We start from the raw sequence: 19,519 nt of genomic DNA on the forward strand, positions 1-19,519 counted from the left end.
CATCGCCAACCGGACGTCGCTAGGGATGCCTAGAGGTAACGCAGACATCGTCAGACTGGATGGCGCCGAAAAACATTTCGGCGCCGCCAATATCGACATCATCAGACTGGACGGCACCGAAAAACGTTTCGGCGCCGTCAGGGCGCTCGCGGGCGTCGACTTCCACGTTGGCGCCGGCGAATGCGTCGGTCTCGTCGGCCACAATGGCGCGGGCAAGTCGACGCTCATGCATATGGTGGCGGGCACGCTCGTGCCCGACAGCGGGCGGATCGCGGTGCGTGGCGGCATCGAGGACAATTATTCGGTGCCGCGCGCGCAACAGCTCGGCATACGCTGCGTGTTCCAGGAGCTGTCGCTGTGCCCTAACCTCAGCGTCGCCGAGAACACGCGCATCAACCATACGACGCTGCGCGGGTTCGGTTGGCGGCGCAAGGCGGCCGATCTCATTGCCGCCAAGCTCGACGAGATATTCCCGGGCCACAGCATCTCCGCCTCCGATATCGCCAGCGATCTTTCCATCGGCAGGCGGCAGATGGTCGAGGTGGCGCGTGCCTTCACGGTGACGCAGGATCCGCTCGAACTGGTCATCCTTGACGAGCCGACATCCTCGCTCGACGCGCACACGGCCGGCCAGTTGCTGGCCTTCGTCCGGCGCTTTGTCGCCGGGGGCAAGAGCTGCATTCTGATCTCGCATGTTCTGGGCGAGGTGCTCGGGAATGCCGACCGCATCGTGGTGATGCGCGACGGCAAGGTCGTTGCGTCGGATGCGGCGAAGGCTTTCGATCGCGACAGGCTGGTGACGACCATGGGTGGAGCGGAAACGCGTGAGAAGATCGCCGCCGAAATTGCGACCCAAAAGCCGGAGACCGGGCCATTGCGGGTCCGGGCCCGGCCAGCGCGGCAAGAGGACGGCAACGAACTTGTGGCGCATGCGGGCGAGATCATCGGCCTTGCCGGGCTGGCCGGTCACGGACAGACCGATCTGCTGCTGGCGATCTTCGCCGCCGCTGCCCGCGCCAAAACCGGCATCGAGGTCACCGCGCCGGTGGCACTGGTGGTCGGCGACCGGCAGTCGGACGGGATTTTTCCGCAATGGTCGATTGCGCAAAACATCGGCGTCCGCTCGCTGAGGCGATTGCGCAACGGCCTGCTGATCTCGCCGCAGCGCGAAGCCGAGCTCGCCGACTTCTGGCGCGGGAAAATCGGCATCCGCACGCCCGACATGAACAACAACATCTTCTCGCTGTCCGGCGGCAACCAGCAGAAGGTCCTGTTTGCCCGGGCGCTCGGTTCCGACGCGAAGATCGTGCTGATGGACGACCCGATGCGCGGCGTCGATATCGGCACCAAGCTCGAGGTCTACGATCTTGTGCGCGAAGAGGCTGGCCGCGGCCGCACTTTCCTCTGGTACACCACGGAAACCGAAGAGCTCGACAATTGCCACAGCATCTATGTCTTCAAGAACGGCCGGATCGTCGCCAACCTTGGTCGTGACGAGCTGACGGAGGAAAAGATCATCCAGTCCTCGTTCGGCGACGCGGCCTGAGATGACGGCAGCACCCGTCGAGACCGGTCCCAAGAGTTCTTCCGAGCGCGGCGCGCTGGCGCGGGCGCGCCTGTTGCGCGGGCTGCTGCCTGCGATGTCGCTGGTGCTGGTGCTGCTGGCGATCGCCTGGCTCAACCCGCGCGCCATCAGTTATTTCGGCTTCAGCCTGATGCTCAATTTGGCGATCCCGATCGCCCTGGCGACGATCGCGCAGATGTTCGTCATTGCCGGCAACGAGCTGGACTTGTCGATCGGCACGTTCGTCGGTTTCGTCGGCTGCGTCACGGCGACATGGCTGAAGGACGCGCCGCTGGTCGGCATCCTGATCCTGCTCGGATCGATCGGCGTCTATGCGCTGCTCGGCGCGCTGATCCATCTGCGCAATTTGCCTTCAATCGTCGTGACGCTCGGCATGAGCTTTGTCTGGCAGGGTCTTGCCATCCTCATTCTGCCGAAGCCCGGCGGCAAGGCGCCGGACTGGCTGCTGTCGCTCATGGCCTTCAAGCCGCCCTTAGTTCCCTTTCCGATCATCGCGGCGCTGCTGATCGCGGCGGTCGTCCATTTCGGGCTGATGCGCACCTCCTATGGTGTGATCCTGCGCGGATCGGGCGGCAATGCCGCCGCACTCGAACGCGCCGGCTGGTCGCTGCTCAAGACCAAGATCATGCTGTTCGCACTGGCCGGCCTGTTCGGCGTCCTGTCCGGCATGGCCCTGATCGGCATCACCACCTCGGCCGATGCCAATATCGGCAATGGCTATACGCTGCTTGCGATCGCCGGCGTCATCCTCGGCGGCGGCGAATTCGTCGGCGGCCGGGTGTCGCCGATCGGCGCGGTGATCGGCGCGCTGACGCTGGCGCTCGCCGCCTCGCCGCTGCTGACCTTCATGCACATCCCGCCCGACTGGCAGGTGGCCGCCAATGGCGCCATCCTCATCATCGTGCTGGCGGCCCGGGTGCTCATCAGCCGCAGGGAGAGGTGAGCGATGGCATCGGTGCGATTACTGCTCGCCAAACCCTGGATATGGTCCTTCATCGGCGCGCTGCTGGTTTGGCTGGCGACGATCGCCTTCACCGGCGGCTATGGCGGCGGCGGCATGATCACGGCAGCACTTTCGCTCGCCGTCTTCACCGTCATCGTCGGTGTCGGCCAGATGTTCGTCATCACGCTCGGGCCGGGCAACGTCGACCTGTCGCTGCCGGCCAATATCGGCCTCGCCAGCGCCGTCGCCATGAAGGTCATGGACGGCAATGATTCGATGATCGCCGTCGGGCTGCTGGCGGCGCTGGCCAGCGGCATGGCGATCGGCGCCGCCAATTATCTCTTGATCTGGGCGCTGCGCATCCCGCCGATCATCGCCACATTGTCGGCGAGCTTCATCATCCAGTCGATCGACATCAGCTATGGCCGCGGCCTGCAGATCAAGCCGCCGCCGGGCTTCGCCAGCTTTACAAACTGGCAGATTATGGGCATTCCGGTGCTGGCGATCCTCACCGTGCTGTTCACCATCGGTGCTGCGATCGCGCTGCAGCGCATGATCTATGGCCGTTCGGTGCTGGCGATCGGCCAGAACATCCGCGCCGCGTGGCTGGCTGGCGTCAATGTCGGGCGTATCCGCTTCCTCACCTACACGCTGTCGGGCGCGCTCGGCGGCCTCGACGGCGCGCTGCTCGCCGGCTATTTCCGCGGCGCCAACGTCGATATCGGCAACGAGTACCTGCTGGCCTCGATCGCCGTCGTCGTCATCGGCGGCACGTCGGTGGCCGGCGGCAAGGCCAACGTGCCGGGCGTCTGGGGCGCGGCCCTCTTCCTGGTGCTGCTCTTGACCATGCTCAACACGTTCGGCGTCAGCGCCGGCGTCCGGCTGCTGCTGACCGGACTGATCATCGTCGGCGTCATCACCGCCGCGGGCGGCCAGAAGGCGCTGGGCTAGTTCTTCGCTAGGCGGAGCAGAATCTTTTGATGGCGGCGCGAAGGATCACCACGGCAAGCCCGGAGCCTTTCCGCGAAACATCGCGGTTCCCATCCGGGTATCGGCCCTGTAAATCCCTCGGCATTGTCCGCCGTCATCATTGCGAGAGGTCCTGCTTGTCCAATTTCGTGAGCGTTACAAGGGACGGCGGCGTCGCGGTCGTGACCATCGACAATCCGCCGGTCAATGCGCTGAGCTTCCATGTTCGCGAGCCGCTGATGCAGGCGCTTGTCTCCTTGCGCGACGAGCCTGATGTTACGGCCATCGTCATCGCTTGCGCCGGGCGGACCTTCGTCGCCGGCGCCGATATCACCGAGTTCGGCAAGCCGGTGCAGCAGCCCGATCTGCGCGCGATCATTGCCGTGTTGGAAGCCATTGCCAAGCCGACGGTCGCCGCCATCCACGGCACTGCGCTCGGCGGCGGTCTGGAACTGGCGCTCGGCTGCCATTTTCGCATTGCCGACAGCCAGGCCAAGCTCGGCTTGCCAGAAGTCAAGCTCGGCCTGCTGCCCGGCGGAGGCGGCACGGTTCGGCTGCCGCGCCTCGTCGGCGCGCTGAAGGCGCTCAGCATGATCGTTTCGGGAACACCGATCGGTGCGGCCGAGGCGCTTGCCGCCGGGCTGGTCGACGGCGTCTTCGATGGTAATCTGAGCGCGCAGGCGGTTCGTTTCGCCAACGAAACAGCTTATCAGGGTGGGCCGTTCACGCCAGTACGCGACCGGGATGGCCGTCTCAATCAAGCCGAATTGCCTGGGTTCGACAGGCAAGCGGCTGAACTTGCCAAAAAGGCGCGCGGGCTCGAAGCGCCGATTGCCTGCGCGCAGTCGGTCCGCAACGCCATCACGCTGCCGTTCGAAGAAGCGCTGGCGGCGGAACGCGAACTGTTCGTCAAACTCGTTGCTGGTGACCAGTCGCGCGCCCAGCGGCATCTGTTCTTCGCCGAGCGCGAGGCGGCGAAGGTTGGGGCTAAGGATATCGTCAGGCGCAAGATCGCACGGGTCGGCGTCATCGGCGCCGGCACCATGGGCGGTGGCATCGCCATGGCGTTCGCCAATGGCGGCTACCCCGTGACCTTGCTGGAAACCAGCCGCGAGGCGCTGGAACGCGGGCTGGCGACGATCGAGAAGAATTATGCCGTCTCCGTCACGCGCGGTTCCCTCAGCGAAGACACCAGGCGTCAGCGGCTCGGCCTGTTCAAGGGTTCCACCGACTATGGCGATCTCGCTGACTGCGACCTGATAATCGAGGCCGTGTTCGAGGAGATGGCGGTCAAGAAGGATGTCTTTGCCCAGCTCGACGCGGTGGCTAAACCGGGCGCGATCCTCGCCACCAACACCTCCTATCTCGATGTCAACGAAATAGCCGCCTCGACCTCGCGCCCGCAGGATGTGGTCGGCATGCATTTCTTTTCGCCGGCCAACGTCATGAAGCTGCTGGAGATCGTACGCGCCGAGAAGACCGCGCCGGATGCGCTGGCGACAACCGTCGAACTGGCACGACGGATCGGCAAAGTGCCGGTCGTTGTCGGCGTCTGCCATGGCTTCGTCGGCAATCGCATGCTGGCCGCGCGGGGGGCGGAATCCGAGGCGCTTTTGCTGGTAGGTGCAACACCACAGCAGATCGACCAGGTGTTCACCGATTTCGGCTGGCCGATGGGACCATTCCAGATGGGCGATCTCGCCGGCCTCGACATAGGCTGGCGTAACCGCAAGGCGCGCGGCCAGACGGCAATAATCGCCGACACGCTGTGCGAACAGGGGCATTTCGGCCAGAAGACCGGCAGCGGATTCTATCGGTACGAGAACGGCTCACGCACACCGGCTCCCAACCCGGAGGTCGAAGCGCTGATCCGCGAAAAGGCTGCCGAGAAGGGCATCGCGCCGCGCGCGATCGGCGCTGACGAGATCATCGAGCGGACGCTCTATCCGATGATCAATGAAGGGGCAAAGATCCTCGAGGAGGGGATAGCTGCCCGCGCCTCCGACATCGACGTCGTCTGGGTCAACGGCTATGGCTTTCCGGTGGGCAAGGGCGGCCCGATGTTCTGGGCCGGCCTCGAAGGAGTCGACAAGATCATCGGACGGCTGGATCACTGGCACGAGCGAACCGGCAAGGACATCTTTCGGGTGGCGCCTCTGCTCAGGCAGATGGCAGCGTCCGGCTCCTCGTGGATTACCGAATCCGCGCGTCGATGATCTCGACGAAACGCGCGAAGAGACCGGCCTGCGACTTGATCTTGAGCTTGCGGTAAATGTTGCGGCGATGGACCTTAACTGTTCCCGGTACGATGCGCATCGTTCTGGCTATCGATTCCGTAGAATGCCCCTGAAGCACCAAGTCGACGACATGTTTTTCGCGCGGCGTGAGCGAAAGGCTCTTCCAGATATGAGCACGTTCGAACTCGCTGGCCGGAGCAACCGCCTCGTCCTGCTTCATCGCTGCCGGTTCGTCGGCCGGAAGGGCCGGCCAGCGCAGCCTGACGGAGCTGATCACCGCCGGCGCAATGTCGCGCAGCAACCTGGCATCGGCAGTTCCGAAGGAGCCTGACGTGCGCAATCGCATCAGCGAGACCACCAGCGCGTCCTTTCCCGGCAGCGGCACGAAGAAACCGACCTCTTCGGCCAGCTTGGTCTGGCTATAGTAGGAGCGGTAATATTCGCTGGCATAGAAGCGGTCCGGCGCCAGCTCGCGCATGCGCCAAAAACCTTCCTTGCGCTCGACCGCCGCATGGTGGAACGGGTCGAGCAGATAAGGCCCCTCCTGATAGAGCGCGACGAAGACGTGGCTTTCGGCCGGCGAGAACGTCTCGAACAGCAGCGGCGGGCGCGCGGCGCCGCGATAGCCGAAGATGACACAGTGATCGAAGCTGACATGCTGCCGGAGCCAAGCGACCATCGCCTTGCCGAAAAGCTCGCCGCTCGTCTCCCGTGTCGCCGCGATGAGCGTAGCGAGCTGGTTGTATTCGTCGCTACGCGATACGCTCAATCCATACCCCTCTAAACGAGAAAATAGACCAAATATACCACCCGCGAGGTATATACTAGTCACCGTTGGCTCTGATAGCGTCGCGAAAATCGCCTTCGCTGGAGCCCGCAGCTTTGACCGCAGTGCCAGATATCGAGTTTCGCGGGGTCACCAAACGCTACGGCCGCGTGACCGCGGTCAGCGGTATCGATCTTGCCATCCCGCCGTCTGCCTTTGTCGCCTTGCTCGGACCATCCGGTTGCGGCAAGACAACCTGCCTGCGGATGATCGGCGGCTTCGAGCAGCCAAGCGAAGGTGCGGTGTTCATCCGTGGCCGCGACATGGCCGGCACGCCGCCCTATCGGCGGCCGGTCAACATGGTGTTCCAGCAATATGCGCTGTTTCCGCATCTGGATGTCGAGGACAACATCGCCTACGGGCTGCGCCAGGCAAGGCCGCGGCTGGCGTCGCGGGAGATCAGCCTGAGGGCAGGCGAAGCGCTCGCCATGGTGCGGCTTGCCGGCTACGGCCGCCGCAAGATCCACGAGCTTTCCGGCGGCCAACAGCAGCGTGTCGCCCTGGCGCGGGCGCTGGTCAACAAGCCGGCGGTGCTGCTGCTCGACGAGCCGCTGGCGGCACTCGACAAGAAGCTGCGCACCGACATGCAGATAGAGTTGCAGAACCTGCAGCGCGAGATCGGCATCACCTTCGTCCTTGTCACGCACGACCAGGAAGAAGCACTGTCGATGAGCGATTTCGTCTGCGTCATGAATGGCGGGCGCATCGTCCAGCTCGGACAGCCGAGCGAAATCTATGACGAGCCCGCCGACCTCTTCGTCGCCGACTTCGTCGGCAAGACCAATCTCTTGAGCGGCAAGGTCGCCGGGCACTCGGGCAACCTCGTCGAGGTGGCGCTTGCCGACGGCACCGTCATTGCAGCGCGCAAACGGACTTCGCTGCGGCAGGACGAAGTTGTTTCGGTCAGCCTGCGTCCTGAATCTTTAAGCCTTGGCGCGCCGGGAAACGGCCGGTTCAACGGCATTGTCCGTAACCGGATCTTTCTGGGCTCGACCGCGGAATACGCGATCGAGGTTGGGGGTATCGGAACGCTGCTCGCCAAGGCCGATCACGTGATTGGCAATGGAAATCTCTTCAAGCCGGGTGAACCCGTCGCCATCGGCTTTACAGCCGGAACGCCGCTCGCGTTCCCGGACCCCAAGAATAACGGGACCAACCAGAGGGAAAATAAACATGCCGAAATCATATCGTGACGGACTGCCGATAAGCCCTGAAAAATTCGTCGATCAGTTGATGCGCCTCAAGCGCGGTTCCATCGGCCGCCGCGAGTTCCTTGGCCTCACCGGCCTTAGCATCGCAACGGCGGTGATGGCCCGCGAACTCGGCATCATGCCCTCGCCGGCATTCGCTCAGGAGGGTCTTGGCGACCGCATGTCGATCGCCACCTGGCCCAATTATCATGACCCGGCGACGTTCGAGAATTTCAAGGCCCAGACGGGCGTCGCCGTCGAGGTCAATGTGTTCGGGTCAAACGAGGAGATGCTGGCCAAGCTGCAGGCAGGCGCCTCGGGCTGGAGCCTTTTCGTGCCGACCAACTACACGATCTCCACCTACAAGAAGCTCGACATCATCGAAGCGCTCGATATGGCCAAGCTTGCCAATTTCGACGGCTCGCAGCAGGACCCGCGCTTCACCGGGGAAGGCACGATCGACGGCGCGACCTACGCGGTGCCGAAGAATTGGGGTACCACCGGATTTGCCGTCAACACCAAGAAGCTGACGAAGCCGATAACGAGCTGGAAGGAATTCTGGGACACGGCCATGGCGGAAGGCGACGGCCGGACCATGGTTCATGATTACCAGCTCACCACGATCGGCAATGCGCTGAAATATTTCGGCTTCTCGTTCAACTCGCTGAAGCCGGACGAACTCGCCAAGGCGGAGGAATTGCTGCTGAAGGTCAAGCCGCATCTGTTCGCGGTTTCCAGCGATTATCAGCCGTCGATGCGTGCCGGCGACGCCTGGATGACGATGTGCTGGACCAATGATGGGGCGCAGCTCCACCGCGACATTCCCGAGATCGCCTATGTGCTTGGCAAGGAGGGCGGCGAGATCTGGACCGACTTCTACGCCATTCCGAAAGATGCGCCCAACAAGCCCGCCGGTTATGCCCTGCTCAACTACCTGATGGACCCGAAAGTCGCGGTCAAGGAGCACCTGGCCAACGGCGCGCCTTCCACTGATGCGCGGGTCAATGCGCTGCTGCCCAAGGAGGTGCTGGACAATCCGATCCTCTACCCGGCGGCGGAATTGCTGAAGCCGCTGGAATTCGGTGCGGCTGCGACATTGACCGATCCGGCTCGGGCCGAACTGATGGCCCGCTTCAAGTCGGCTTGAACGGGCCATAGGTCCGATGCAGGCAACTCACCCGGCGGGCAGATGTCCGCCGGCACCGGGGCGGTTTTTCAATGCGCAGCAATGTCCTTCGTCATAATCTGCTGACCGCGCTGCTGCTCGGTCCGGCAACCGCGTGGCTGGTGGTGTTTCTGGTCCTGCCGTTCGTCGCGATCGCCGTCTTCAGCGTCGGCGAGCGGGCGCCGGAAGGTGGCTATCGGGCCGCTTTCACCTTTGCGCAATATGCCAATCTTCCGGCACGGGCGACCGCCTTCTGGAATACGATGGTGCTGGCGCCGGCGGGCGCCTTGGCCTGTCTTCTCGTCGCCTATCCGGTCGCCTATTATCTCGCCTTGCGCGCGCCGGAGCGGTGGCGGCTGATCCTGCTGGCGCTTGTCGTCATCCCGTTCTGGACCAGCCTGCTGATGCGAACCTACGCCTGGATGTATGTTCTGGGCGGGCGCGGCATCCCGGCACTGCTGACCTATCTCGGATTTGAAGACGTGCGGCTGATCAACACGCCGGGCGCGGTTCTGCTGGGCATCGTCTATGGCTATCTGCCGCTGATGATCCTGCCGATCTATGTCAGCCTCGAGCGGCTCGATCGTCGGCTGCTGGAAGCCTCCGCCGATCTCGGCGCAAGGCCGATCTCGACATTCCTAGGCGTGACGCTGCGGCTGTCGCTGCCGGGTGTGATGACCGGCTTCTCGCTGGTCATGATCCTGCTGCTTGGCGAATATCTGATCCCGACGCTACTCGGTGGCGGCAAGGTCTTCTTCATCGGCAACGCGCTGGTCGATCTGTTCCTGCAATCGCGCAACTGGCCGTTCGGATCGGCAATCGCCATCACCCTAGTCCTGGTCTCGGTGGTGGTGCTCATTGCCGCCAACCGCATTTCGACCCGGCTTTCGGGCGCGCGTCGGGTGGATCTGATCTGATGCGTGCCTTCGTCATAGCGGTCTTTGCATTTCTCTATCTGCCGATCGTGCTGGTGGTGGTGTTCTCCTTCAATGCGGGCCGCCACGCCAGCGAGTTCACCGGCCTGTCGGTGCAATGGTATGGCAAGGCGCTGTCGAACCCGTTCCTGGTCGAGGCACTGAAGAACAGCCTGTTCATCGCCACCACCAGCGCCTTGCTCGCAGCACTCTGCGGCACGGCGGCGGCGCTTGGCCTGGCGCGTGTCGGCGTGCGGACACGCGCCATCTTCGATGCGCTTCTCGGTGCTGCGATCGTTGTTCCGGGCGTCGTCATCGGCATCTCGACGCTGGTCGCGCTCGTCCAGCTATTTGGGGTCGTCAATCCGTTTCTCGCTTCGCTGTGGCCGAACGACCAGCCGCCACGCTTGGCGCTCGGCTACGGCTCGATCATCGCCGCGCACGGCCTGTTTTCGATGGCGCTGGTGGCGATGATCGTCGGCACACGTCTCGGCAGTCTCGACCGCAATCTGGTCGAGGCTTCGAGTGATCTCTACGCCACCCCGCTGACGACCTTCCGCAGCATCGTGTTGCCGCAGATCATGCCGGCAGTAATCGCCGGCTTCCTGCTCGCTTTCACCTTCTCCTTCGACGATTTTATCGTCGCCTTCTTCGTCGCCGGCGCACAGACGACGTTGCCGATCTATGTCTTTGCCTCGATCCGGCGCGGGGTCACGCCGGAAATCAATGCCATCGCGACGATCGTCCTCGTCGCCTCTGTTCTGCTTGTGGTGCTTGCCCAATGGCAATTGCGCCAACGCAAACCATCAACCTGAAAGTCGCGTCATGATTTTGAAAGATCGCATCGCCGTGGTGACAGGCGCCGGGTCGGGCATCGGGCGCGCCGGTGCCATGATCATCGCCAGGGAAGGCGCGGTGGTGGTGATCGCCGACAGGGATCAGGCTGCCGGCGAAGCCACGGCTTTCGACATCCGTGCTGCAGGCGGCCGGGCCGAGGCGATCGCTACCGATGTCGGCGAGGACGCGGCGGTCGAGAGACTCATTACGGGCACACTGGGCAAACATGGTCGGATCGATATCCTGCACAACCACGCCGGGGTCCAGGTCGGCGGCACGCTGACCGAAGTCGGCATCGACGGCATGGATGCCTCGTGGCGGATCAATGTGCGGGCGCAGTTCCTCGCGGCCAGGCTCGTCATGCCGTCGATGATCGAACAGGGCGGCGGTGTCATCCTGAACACCGCCTCGAATTCGGGTGTGTTCTACGACCGCGAGATGATCGCCTACGCAACCTCAAAGCATGCGGTGGTGGCGATGACCAGGCAGATGTCGCTCGACTATGCCAGGCACAATGTGCGCGTCAACGCGCTCTGCCCCGGCTGGGTCGACACGCCCTTCAATGAGCCGTTCATCGCCCAGATGGGCGGGCGGGACGCGATCGAACGCTACGTCCGCACTAAGATTCCCATGCAGCGCTGGGCCGCGGCGGAAGAGATAGCCGAAGCGATCCTGTTCCTCGTCTCCGATCGCTCATCCTTCATGACCGGCCAAGCTTTGGTGATCGACGGCGGCGAGAGCATCGGCTGACGCAGCCGTTCATATCTTATACGTGCTTGCGTCCGCCAGCCTCGCGGAACCAGCTGTCGGGATAGGGGTACCACCAGTCCTGGATCGCCGGTTTGTGGTCGATGATCACCATCTTCGAGCGGCGGAAGGCATCCAGCCCCTGGCGGCCGAGTTCGCGGCCGAGGCCCGACGCCTTCCAGCCACCGAACGGCAGTGCGTCATTGTCGATCAGCGGATTGTTGACCCAAACCATGCCGGCCTCGAGCCGCTCCGCAGCCTCATGCGCTTCGGCAAGATCGGTAGTGAAGACCGAGGCGCCGAGCCCGAACGGACTGTCATTGGCAAGCTCTATCGCCTCGTCGAAATCCTTGACCCGGCAGATCGCGGCCACCGGTCCGAAACACTCTTCACGCACGATCGCCATATCGGGGGTGACGCCGGTCAGGATCGTCGGCTCGTAGAACCAGCCGACATTGTGCGCTGGCGGAATGCGCCCGCCGGTGACCGCCTTGGCGCCGCTGCGGATCGCATCGTCTACCAGCCGCATGACTTTCGCCCGCGCCGCCTCGCTGACCAGCGGTCCGATCTCGGTCTTGTCGAGGCCGTTGCCAATGCGCAGTGCGAGGGTCTTCTGCGCAAACAGCTCAACGAAGCGGTCGTGAACGGCATCGACCACGAAAAACCGCTCGGCCGAAGTACAGACCTGGCCCGTAAGATGGAAGGCGGCGGTGACGCTGCCGGCCGCCGCCACGTCCAACGGAGCGTGTTGGCTGATGATCAGCGGATCGCTGCCGCCGGCCTCAATGATGCATGGCTTCATACGCTCGGCGCAGGCGACGGCGACGGCCTTGCCGGCGGCGACCGAACCGGTGAAGGCGACCGCATGGGTGCGTTCGGAAGCGATCAGCGCCTGTGCGGTGGCAGCGCCGCCGGGCAGGCAGGAAACCAGGCCCTCCGGCAGCGAGCGGAACACGGTCATGTAGTCCAGCGTCGAAAGCGTCGTCGCCTCGGCCGGCTTGATCACGCAGGCATTGCCGGCGGCGAGCGAGGCGGCGACGGTCCAGCACATCAACAGGATCGGGAAATTGTAGGGCATGATGTGCACCGACGTGCCGTAAGGCTCGTAGCGCGCGTATTGGAACGAACCGGCCTGCGTCGTGCCGGCGATCTTGCCGGCGTCGTCGCGCGCCATTTCGGCGTAGTAGCGGAAGATCGGCGCGCAATTGGCGATCTCGCCGATTGCTTCCGGATAAGGCTTGCCCATCTCGCGCACCATCAGCTCGGCGCAGTGCGTGAAATCGGCTGCCTCGATGGCATTGGCGACAGCATGCAGATGCTTGGCACGGCTCTTGGCGTCGAGTTTTTTCCAAGCGGCTTGCGCCTTAGTCGCCGCGGCGAGCACGGCGTCGATCTCGCCATCGCTGGCTGCGGTGATCGCGCCGACAGTTTCGAGCGTCGCCGGATCGATCACCGGTTTTGCCGCACCGGTCATCGGCCGGTAATCCGGATTGACGAAGAGGGTCGGCCGGTCAGCGGAGAATTCCATGGTCTTCCTTTCAACCCCGCTCAGCGGATCATGTAGACCTTCTTGATCGTCTCATGGACGGTGCAGACGCCTTTCCAGTCCTGCGGAAAGAAGGCCGCGGTGTCCGGTTCGATCTCGATCACTTCGCCGGATTCATGGACATAGGTGCAGCGTCCCTCGAGGAAGTGGCAGAACTCGTCACGGGTGACATGGCAGTGCCATTTGCCTGGGGTGCAGACCCACAGGCCGCATTCGGAACGACCTTCCGGCCCCTTGTGCAGCAGCTTGCCGGAGGTGCAGGATTCTCCCTCGATCATGGTGGGGATGACTCCCCAGTCGACGAGGTCGGTGATGGCGAGCGGCGATTTCATGATTGGTGTCGGCATGTCGTGAAGCTCCAGTGGCTGGCTTCAGGCCAGCATGTAGATGTTGCGAATGGTTTCGTGGACGGTGCATTCACCCGCCCAGCCGGCCGGGAACATGACAACCGTGGCGGCGGAGACTTCGATGATCTCGCCGTCGTCCGACCGATAGGTCGCGCGGCCGGCAACGAAATGGCACAATTCGTCGCGCGGAATCGCCAGCCGCCAGCGGCCGGGGGTGCAGACCCAGATGCCGGATTCCGGCTGGTTGTTCGGCCCTTTGTGGACGAGCCTGCCGGTCGAGTGCGAAGCACCTTCCAGCGCATTGGGCTGGGTGCCCCAGTCGACGAGGTCGGCGCGGGTGGAGGCTTCGTGAAGATGCGGCGCAGAGGAGGTCATGTGGGTGCTCCGCCATGCTTGTGCTTGACGTGCCCGCGCTCTACGGTGCCCCCCTCTGTCCTGCCGGACATCTCCCCCACTTGGGGGGAGATCGGCAGCTTCGCCGAGAGCGCCTCATTTATTCGGTTGGTGATTGGCGAAAGCACTGATGACAGCCAATCTCCCCCCAAGTGGGGGAGATGTCCGGCAGGACAGAGGGGGGCGCGAAGGAATGCCATACCCATCCGCCCGGTCACAGTAACTTCTCCAGCAGCCCGGCCGCCTTCTCCGGGCCGTTCTGCGATTGCATTTGCGCCGACGTTTTCGCCAGCTTGGCCTTGATTGCCGGGTCGGTCAGGCAGGTTTCGATCTTGGCGATCAGCTCGGCATCGTTCCAGTCGTAGCGCGGCATGCCGAAGCCGTGGCCGGTTTCCTCGACCCGCGTCGCGTTGTCATGACCATCCCAGACATAGGGCATGATGATTGTCGGTTTGCCGAAATAGAGGCACTCGGTAAACGAGTTGTTGCCGCCATGGTGGATCACCGCATCGACCTGCGGGATGACCGAGGGCTGCGGAAACCAGCTCTCGACGATGACGTTTTCCGGCACTTGCGCGTACTGGTCCTTGTAGCCGCCGACATTGACCAGCGCCCGGTAGCGCGTCTTGCCCAAGGTTGCGATGATGCGCTTCAGCAGATCGACATCGCCGGCGCCAAGGCTGCCGAAGGAAACATAGAGCAATGGCCCGTCGTTATTCTTCGCAAAAACCGGCACCGTGTAGGGCTTCTCCTGCCGCACGCAGCCTTCCAGATACTGAAATTTTGCCGGGTCGAGCGGATGGCGGCGCTTGAACTTTGCCGCCTCGGGATAGAGCAGCAAATTGAGGTAGGGCGAGGCTTCAAAAAACTGGCCGAGTGGGTAAGGCTCCTCGTTGTTAGCACGCAGGAACGCGTTGAAATCGTCATGGATTGGCTTGATGACGGCGTTGAAATGGTCGCGGTAACGCTGATGGCAGGCGTGGTCGTTCTCGCGGCAGCCGGATAGGTGTGGCGGGATGTCCTCGTCCTCGATCTCGTTTTCCGAGCAGGAGATGACGCGCACCCATGGCTTGCCATACTGCTTGATCGCCGGGAACAGGATGACGTTGTCGACGCAGATAACATCCGGCTTGATCGTCGCAAGCACGCCGGGCAGATCCTTCTCAGCCCATTTGGCGCTATCGACGATCGCCGTCCAGCAGTCCTTCACGTAGTTGTCGACCTGGTCGTAGGGCGATTTGCGGAAGTTCGGTATGTGGCCGTTGATGAAGTCTTCCCAGAACTTGGCCATCTGTTCCGGCGGCATCGGTTCGGACAGGTTCACCGGATGAGCCTCGAAGCCGTAGCTCTTATAGACATCGACAAAGCCGGGATCCGACAGGAACACCGCTCTGTGGCCGCGTGCCTCGACCGCCTGGGCGATGCCGACGGAATTGAGCGCCGGGCCGTAAGCGGCTTCCGGAAAAAACGCGATCGTCTTCTGCGCCATGAAAGGTTCTCCTTCGATCAATCTGCGAAAATTCTGACGTCGGCGGCATCCCAGCCGAGCTCGACCGCATCGCCTGACGAGACCGGGCGCCGGTCGGCGGCGTCGGCGGTGACGCGCACCAGGAACGGTTTTTGCGACAGAGCGGTGCGTACATGCAGCTGCAGGTCGAGCCCCTGATAGGCGAGCGCCTCGACGGTACCGGCAATGCGGTTGGCCGTTTCTGGCGACGGGAAAAGCCGGATGCGTTCGGGCCGCACCGAAGCGACGGCCGCAGCGCCGGGAGCCACAGTTGAGGGAACCGTGCCGGCGATCCGTGTGCCGTCCGCTGCCAGCACGCCATCGGCGGTGGCCTTGCCGGGCACGAAATTCATCACACCGATGAAGTCGGCGACGAAACGGTCGGCCGGATGCTCATAGACCGCGTGCGGCGTGTCGCATTGCAGCAGCTTGCCGTCCCTGAGCACCGCCATACGGTCGGCCATGACAAGCGATTCCTCCTGGTCATGGGTAACGATGACAAAGGTGATGCCGACCTCGTGCTGCAGCCGCTTCAGCTCCAGCTGCATGGCGCCGCGCAATTTCTTGTCGAGCGCGCCGAGCGGCTCGTCGAGCAGCAGCAGCCGCGGCCGCTTGACCAGCGCCCGGGCAAGGGCGACGCGCTGCTTCTGCCCGCCCGACAATTGTTCCGGCTTGCGGTCAGCGAAAGCGACGAGTTCGGTCGTTGCCAGGATGGCGTCGACACGGGAGCGGATTTCCTTTGCCGGCAAACGTTCCATTTCGAGGCCGTAGGAGACATTGGCCCTGACACTCATATGCGGAAACAGCGCATAGGACTGGAACATCAGATTGACCGGCCGCTTGTTCGGCGGGGTTTTGGCGATGTCGCGGCCGTCGAGCAAGATGCGCCCGCCATTGGGCGTCTCGAAGCCGGCCAGCATGCGCAGCAGCGTGGTCTTGCCGCAGCCCGAAGGTCCGAGCAAGGCGAAGAACTCGTTCTCGCGGATGTCGAGCGAAATGCCGTCGACGGCCGTCACCCGGCCGAAATTCTTCGACACCCTTTCGATCGCCAGCAGCGTGCGGGGCTCACTCATTGGCCGATCACCCCGCGGTTGAGCCGCTGCGACAGGGTCAGCGCGGTGATTGAGACCGTCATGACAATGGTCGCCAATGCGTTGATCTCCGGGGTGATGCCGAAGCGGATCATCGAATAGATCTGCATCGGCAGCGTGGTCGAGGCGCGGCCGGCGCCTGATGTGAAGAAGGCAATGATGAACTCGTCGACCGAAAGCGTGAAGGCGAGCAGCGCGCCGGCGACGACCGCAGGCAGGATGACCGGCAATGTCACCCGCCTGAAGGTGGTGAGCGCGGAAGCGCCGAGATCGGCGGAGGCCTCGACGATCGACCAGTCAAAGCTCTTCAGCCGCGCGCGCACCACCGAACAGACGAAGGCGAGGTTGAAGACGACATGGGCGAGGATGATGGTGTGCAGGCCGAGGGTGAAGTCGAGCAAGGAGAAGAAGCTGAGCAGCGCGATCGCCAGCACGATGTCGGGAATGATCATTGGCGCGAAGATCAGTGCCTCGAGGCCGCTCCCATACTGGCGGCGCATTTCGACGCCGATCGCCAGCAGCGTGCCGAGCAGCGTGGCGATCGCGGTCGAGACAAGCGCCACGATCAGCGTGTTGAGGGCGGCGGTAAGGATCGCGGCGTTTCCGGCGAGCGAGGCGTACCATTTCAGCGAAAAGCCCGACCAGACGGTCGGCAGCCCGCCTTGGTTGAACGACAGCGCCACCAGCACGGCGATCGGAATGTAGAGGAAGGCGAAGACGAGAACGAGGATAGTCCGCAAGGCTAAAATTCGGGGTGGAGATGAAGTCATGGCCGACGTCCGATGGTCTGGATGTGAGCGAGCGGCCAGCGTCCTTCTCCCCGTTCACGGGGAGAAGATGCCGGCAGGCAGATGAGGGGCAGCGCCCAGCATTGCCGGTGTTTGCGCCGCCCCTCATCCGCCCCTTCGGGGCACCTTCTCCCCGTGAACGGGGAGAAGGGAAAGAGAAGGGAGCGCTCAGACATCGGCGCCCCCTTTCGCTTCGACGGTACGGCCAGAGGCACGATCCGCGGCCAGCGCCTGCGCTGTCAGCACCAGCAGCATGATGACGATCAGCGCCATCGCCAGCGCCGCACCGAATGGCCAGTCATTGGCGGTCAGGAACTGGTCATAGACGAGATTGCCGATCATCTGGAAGCGGCCGCCGCCGAGCAGCGCCGGCGTGACGAAATTGCCGATCGACAGCACGAAGACGAAGACCGCTCCGGCGGCGATACCCGGCACGGTCAACGGCAGGATGATCCGGCGAAATGTGGTCATGGCCGAGGCGCCGAGATCGCGCGAGGCTTCCGCGAGCTCCGGATTGAGACGCGACAGCGGCGCGTAACAGGCGAGGATGACGAAAGGCAGATAATTGTAGACCAGGCCGGCGATGACGGCGCCTTCGGTGTAAAGCATCGACGGCGGCTCGCCGGTGTAGCCAAGCCAGCGCAAGAGCTGCGTGATCAGACCTTCGCGGTTGAGCAGCACGATCCAGGCATAGGTGCGGATCAGGTAGTTGGACCAGAACGGCAGCACGGCGAAAAACAGGAACACCGGCTGCCACCGGCGCGGTGCTGCCGCGATCGCATAGGCGGCGGCATAGCCGATCACCACCGCGATCAGCGTTGCCGTGCCGGCGATGCGCGCCGAATTGAGGAAGATGCCGGCATAGAGCGGGTCGAAGACCAGCCCGAAATTCTCCAGCGTGAAGGTGTATTCGATGCCGCCATAGATGCCGCGCCGGAAGAAGGCGAGCGCCAGCACCAACGCGCATGGCACCACCATCAAGGCGGTGAGCCAGGCCAGCGCCGGCGCCATCAGCAAGGAGGAGCGGGAGGGGGTGTAAGATTTCACGTAGCACCCCCCTCTGGCCTGCCGGCCATCTCCCCCTCAAGGGGGGAGATTAGCTGCCCCAACGTCCCGCTCACCCTCAAGCTTTGCAGGCTGGCGAAAGCGGTGCCACAGCCAATCTCCCCCCGTGAGGGGGAGATTGCCGGCAGGCCAGAGGGGGGCGCGAAGGAACGCAAGCTTGTTTCCAGTTACCGGAACGGCGGGCGTCTATTGCGCGGCCTTGATCTCGCTGACGATCTTCGAATAGTCGCGCTGAGCGTCGCCGACATCGCGCAGCTGCTCGAACTTAACCAACTCGGCCACCGGCATGCCCATATTGGGGAACTTGGCGAGAAAATCCGCCGGCAGGCTTTCCATAGCCGGCTTATTCGGCACCTTGTAGTCGATGTTCTGGGCCGCCCAGGCGTGGTTCTTGGCGTCCAGCATGAAGTTGATGAACTGGAAGGCGGCGTCCTTGTTGGCCGAGGCCTTCATCACCACCATCGTGTCGACCCACAGGTCCGAGCCTTCCTTGGGTATGGTGTATTTAATCTGCGGATTTTCGGCGATGCCGTAGTTGCACCAGCCATCCCATGCCTGCACCATCAGCGCCTCGCCGGAGACCAGCTTCGAGTAGAAGGTGGTGTCGTCATAGGCGAGCAAGGTCTTCTTGGCCGAGATCAGCAGGTCCTTGACCTCGGCGAGCTTGGCCGGATCGGTCTCGTTCACCGAATAGCCTTTGGCGAGTTGGCCGGCGGCCAGCAGCCAGCGGTCGGTTGCCAGCATCGTGGTCTTGCCCTTGAGGGCATCGGACGGCGCGAGAAGATCGTTCCAGCTGGTCGGCTCAGTCTTCACCATATCCGAGCGGTAGCAGAGGCCGGTGGTGCCCCAGGTATACGGCACGGAAAAATTATTGCCGGCATCGTGCGGCAGCTTCGTCGCCTCGGGATAGAGATTGGCAAGGTTGGGGATCTTCGCGTGGTCGATCGCCTCGATCAGCCCGAGCTTGTTCAGCACTTCGGCAAAGGGCGAGGAGACGAAGACCACGTCATAGCCCTTGCCGCCCGAAGCCACGAGCTTGCCCATGATCTCTTCATTGGTGGCGTGAACCACGACTTCGCCGGAAACGCCGGTTGCGGCCTTGAAGGCGGCCATGGCATCCGGCGCCATGTAGCCGTCCCAGTTGGAAATGACGAGGTCGGCGGCGGCCGCCGGCGCCGACAGCGCCATGGCGAGGCCAAGTGCGATCGCGGATGTTTTTAACGAACGGTGCCGCAGGGTGGTGGCGGTCATGACAGACTCCCATTCTGGTTGATCGTCGAATTCAATCAATCGTCGGACCAGCGCTTGCGACCGTGCCGCCGCTTCGTCCTGTTCCCCGGTCTTTTTGTTGCCGATTGACGTCACAGTA

At 63.4% G+C, this 19,519-nt stretch carries 18 protein-coding genes; 9 read left to right on the forward strand and 9 right to left on the reverse strand.

Annotated features, from left to right (window positions below):
• The first annotated feature begins 25 nt into the window (after positions 1 to 25).
• The 4 genes from AC0L25_RS13130 (at position 26) to AC0L25_RS13145 (ending at position 5,713) form a co-directional block, all read left to right on the forward strand.
• Positions 26 to 1,546, forward strand: coding sequence for an ATP-binding cassette domain-containing protein (locus AC0L25_RS13130; RefSeq protein WP_473595874.1), 1,521 nt, complete (start codon positions 26 to 28; stop codon positions 1,544 to 1,546).
• A gap of 1 nt (position 1,547) precedes the next feature.
• Positions 1,548 to 2,528 carry an ABC transporter permease gene (locus AC0L25_RS13135; RefSeq protein ID WP_473595875.1) on the forward strand — a complete coding sequence of 327 codons (981 nt, stop codon included), beginning with the start codon at positions 1,548 to 1,550 and terminating at the stop codon, positions 2,526 to 2,528.
• Positions 2,529 to 2,531: 3 nt separating this feature from the next.
• A complete protein-coding gene (locus AC0L25_RS13140; RefSeq protein WP_473595876.1) occupies positions 2,532 to 3,479 on the forward strand; it encodes an ABC transporter permease in 948 nt (315 codons plus the stop codon).
• A gap of 155 nt (positions 3,480 to 3,634) precedes the next feature.
• The gene (locus tag AC0L25_RS13145) at positions 3,635 to 5,713 is read left to right on the forward strand and encodes a 3-hydroxyacyl-CoA dehydrogenase NAD-binding domain-containing protein (protein ID WP_473595877.1); all 2,079 of its coding nucleotides are present in this window, start codon (positions 3,635 to 3,637) and stop codon (positions 5,711 to 5,713) included.
• On the opposite strand, the gene AC0L25_RS13150 is transcribed toward AC0L25_RS13145, so the two are convergent.
• On the reverse strand, positions 5,691 to 6,503 hold the full coding sequence (locus AC0L25_RS13150) for a LuxR C-terminal-related transcriptional regulator (protein ID WP_473595878.1): 813 nt from the start codon (positions 6,501 to 6,503) through the stop codon (positions 5,691 to 5,693). The two genes, AC0L25_RS13145 and AC0L25_RS13150, sit on opposite strands and share 23 nt — an antisense overlap.
• 113 nt (positions 6,504 to 6,616) lie before the next feature.
• Between AC0L25_RS13150 and AC0L25_RS13155 the strand changes: the two genes are divergently transcribed.
• The 5 genes from AC0L25_RS13155 to AC0L25_RS13175 all read left to right on the forward strand — a co-directional run bounded on the left by AC0L25_RS13155 (position 6,617) and on the right by AC0L25_RS13175 (position 11,416).
• Positions 6,617 to 7,753 carry an ABC transporter ATP-binding protein gene (locus AC0L25_RS13155; protein WP_473595879.1) on the forward strand — a complete coding sequence of 379 codons (1,137 nt, stop codon included), beginning with the start codon at positions 6,617 to 6,619 and terminating at the stop codon, positions 7,751 to 7,753.
• A complete protein-coding gene (locus tag AC0L25_RS13160) occupies positions 7,734 to 8,897 on the forward strand; it encodes an ABC transporter substrate-binding protein (protein ID WP_473595880.1) in 1,164 nt (387 codons plus the stop codon). Before AC0L25_RS13155 ends, AC0L25_RS13160 begins: the two co-directional genes overlap by 20 nt.
• A 71-nt stretch (positions 8,898 to 8,968) precedes the next feature.
• On the forward strand, positions 8,969 to 9,832 hold the full coding sequence (locus AC0L25_RS13165; RefSeq protein WP_473595881.1) for an ABC transporter permease: 864 nt from the start codon (positions 8,969 to 8,971) through the stop codon (positions 9,830 to 9,832).
• Complete coding sequence (locus AC0L25_RS13170; protein ID WP_473595882.1) at positions 9,832 to 10,644, forward strand: ABC transporter permease; 813 nt, start codon at positions 9,832 to 9,834, stop codon at positions 10,642 to 10,644. The genes AC0L25_RS13165 and AC0L25_RS13170 overlap by 1 nt, the downstream gene beginning before the upstream one ends.
• 10 nt (positions 10,645 to 10,654) lie before the next feature.
• Complete coding sequence (locus AC0L25_RS13175; RefSeq protein ID WP_473595883.1) at positions 10,655 to 11,416, forward strand: SDR family NAD(P)-dependent oxidoreductase; 762 nt, start codon at positions 10,655 to 10,657, stop codon at positions 11,414 to 11,416.
• A gap of 16 nt (positions 11,417 to 11,432) precedes the next feature.
• Here AC0L25_RS13175 and AC0L25_RS13180 read toward each other — a convergent pair whose 3' ends face one another.
• From AC0L25_RS13180 to AC0L25_RS13215, 8 genes are all read right to left on the reverse strand, one after another.
• Positions 11,433 to 12,941, reverse strand: a complete 1,509-nt coding sequence (locus tag AC0L25_RS13180) for an aldehyde dehydrogenase family protein (protein ID WP_473595884.1) — start codon at positions 12,939 to 12,941, stop codon at positions 11,433 to 11,435.
• A gap of 20 nt (positions 12,942 to 12,961) precedes the next feature.
• Complete coding sequence (locus AC0L25_RS13185) at positions 12,962 to 13,306, reverse strand: cupin domain-containing protein (RefSeq protein WP_473595885.1); 345 nt, start codon at positions 13,304 to 13,306, stop codon at positions 12,962 to 12,964.
• A 24-nt stretch (positions 13,307 to 13,330) separates the two neighbouring features.
• On the reverse strand, positions 13,331 to 13,681 hold the full coding sequence (locus AC0L25_RS13190; RefSeq protein ID WP_473595886.1) for a cupin domain-containing protein: 351 nt from the start codon (positions 13,679 to 13,681) through the stop codon (positions 13,331 to 13,333).
• Between the two features lie 232 nt (positions 13,682 to 13,913).
• Positions 13,914 to 15,188, reverse strand: a complete 1,275-nt coding sequence (locus tag AC0L25_RS13195) for a glycosyltransferase (protein WP_473595887.1) — start codon at positions 15,186 to 15,188, stop codon at positions 13,914 to 13,916.
• A gap of 17 nt (positions 15,189 to 15,205) precedes the next feature.
• A complete protein-coding gene (locus AC0L25_RS13200) occupies positions 15,206 to 16,279 on the reverse strand; it encodes an ABC transporter ATP-binding protein (RefSeq protein WP_473595888.1) in 1,074 nt (357 codons plus the stop codon).
• The gene (locus AC0L25_RS13205) at positions 16,276 to 17,067 is read right to left on the reverse strand and encodes an ABC transporter permease (protein ID WP_473595889.1); all 792 of its coding nucleotides are present in this window, start codon (positions 17,065 to 17,067) and stop codon (positions 16,276 to 16,278) included. The genes AC0L25_RS13200 and AC0L25_RS13205 overlap by 4 nt, the downstream gene beginning before the upstream one ends.
• Positions 17,068 to 17,253: 186 nt before the next feature.
• Positions 17,254 to 18,096 (reverse strand): ABC transporter permease, encoded by an 843-nt coding sequence (locus tag AC0L25_RS13210; RefSeq protein ID WP_473595947.1) that lies wholly within the window; start codon positions 18,094 to 18,096, stop codon positions 17,254 to 17,256.
• Between the two features lie 240 nt (positions 18,097 to 18,336).
• On the reverse strand, positions 18,337 to 19,401 hold the full coding sequence (locus tag AC0L25_RS13215) for a polyamine ABC transporter substrate-binding protein (protein WP_473595890.1): 1,065 nt from the start codon (positions 19,399 to 19,401) through the stop codon (positions 18,337 to 18,339).
• Between the last annotated feature and the right edge of the window lie 118 nt (positions 19,402 to 19,519).

This window comes from Mesorhizobium sp. WSM4813, from assembly GCF_055811555.1.

What these genes read in the sequence shown, in the direction of transcription:
- AC0L25_RS13215 (WP_473595890.1), bottom strand. Translation starts at nt 19,401, where the DNA reads ATGACCGCCACCACCCTGCGGCACCGTTCGTTAAAAACATCCGCGATC.
- AC0L25_RS13130 (WP_473595874.1), top strand. Translation starts at nt 26, where the DNA reads ATGCCTAGAGGTAACGCAGACATCGTCAGACTGGATGGCGCCGAAAAA.
- AC0L25_RS13160 (WP_473595880.1), top strand. Translation starts at nt 7,734, where the DNA reads ATGCCGAAATCATATCGTGACGGACTGCCGATAAGCCCTGAAAAATTC.
- AC0L25_RS13210 (WP_473595947.1), bottom strand. Translation starts at nt 18,096, where the DNA reads ATGGCGCCGGCGCTGGCCTGGCTCACCGCCTTGATGGTGGTGCCATGC.
- AC0L25_RS13135 (WP_473595875.1), top strand. Translation starts at nt 1,548, where the DNA reads ATGACGGCAGCACCCGTCGAGACCGGTCCCAAGAGTTCTTCCGAGCGC.
- AC0L25_RS13190 (WP_473595886.1), bottom strand. Translation starts at nt 13,681, where the DNA reads ATGACCTCCTCTGCGCCGCATCTTCACGAAGCCTCCACCCGCGCCGAC.
- AC0L25_RS13170 (WP_473595882.1), top strand. Translation starts at nt 9,832, where the DNA reads ATGCGTGCCTTCGTCATAGCGGTCTTTGCATTTCTCTATCTGCCGATC.
- AC0L25_RS13140 (WP_473595876.1), top strand. Translation starts at nt 2,532, where the DNA reads ATGGCATCGGTGCGATTACTGCTCGCCAAACCCTGGATATGGTCCTTC.
- AC0L25_RS13205 (WP_473595889.1), bottom strand. Translation starts at nt 17,067, where the DNA reads ATGACTTCATCTCCACCCCGAATTTTAGCCTTGCGGACTATCCTCGTT.
- AC0L25_RS13180 (WP_473595884.1), bottom strand. Translation starts at nt 12,941, where the DNA reads ATGGAATTCTCCGCTGACCGGCCGACCCTCTTCGTCAATCCGGATTAC.
- AC0L25_RS13200 (WP_473595888.1), bottom strand. Translation starts at nt 16,279, where the DNA reads ATGAGTGAGCCCCGCACGCTGCTGGCGATCGAAAGGGTGTCGAAGAAT.
- AC0L25_RS13195 (WP_473595887.1), bottom strand. Translation starts at nt 15,188, where the DNA reads ATGGCGCAGAAGACGATCGCGTTTTTTCCGGAAGCCGCTTACGGCCCG.
- AC0L25_RS13185 (WP_473595885.1), bottom strand. Translation starts at nt 13,306, where the DNA reads ATGCCGACACCAATCATGAAATCGCCGCTCGCCATCACCGACCTCGTC.
- AC0L25_RS13165 (WP_473595881.1), top strand. Translation starts at nt 8,969, where the DNA reads ATGCGCAGCAATGTCCTTCGTCATAATCTGCTGACCGCGCTGCTGCTC.
- AC0L25_RS13175 (WP_473595883.1), top strand. Translation starts at nt 10,655, where the DNA reads ATGATTTTGAAAGATCGCATCGCCGTGGTGACAGGCGCCGGGTCGGGC.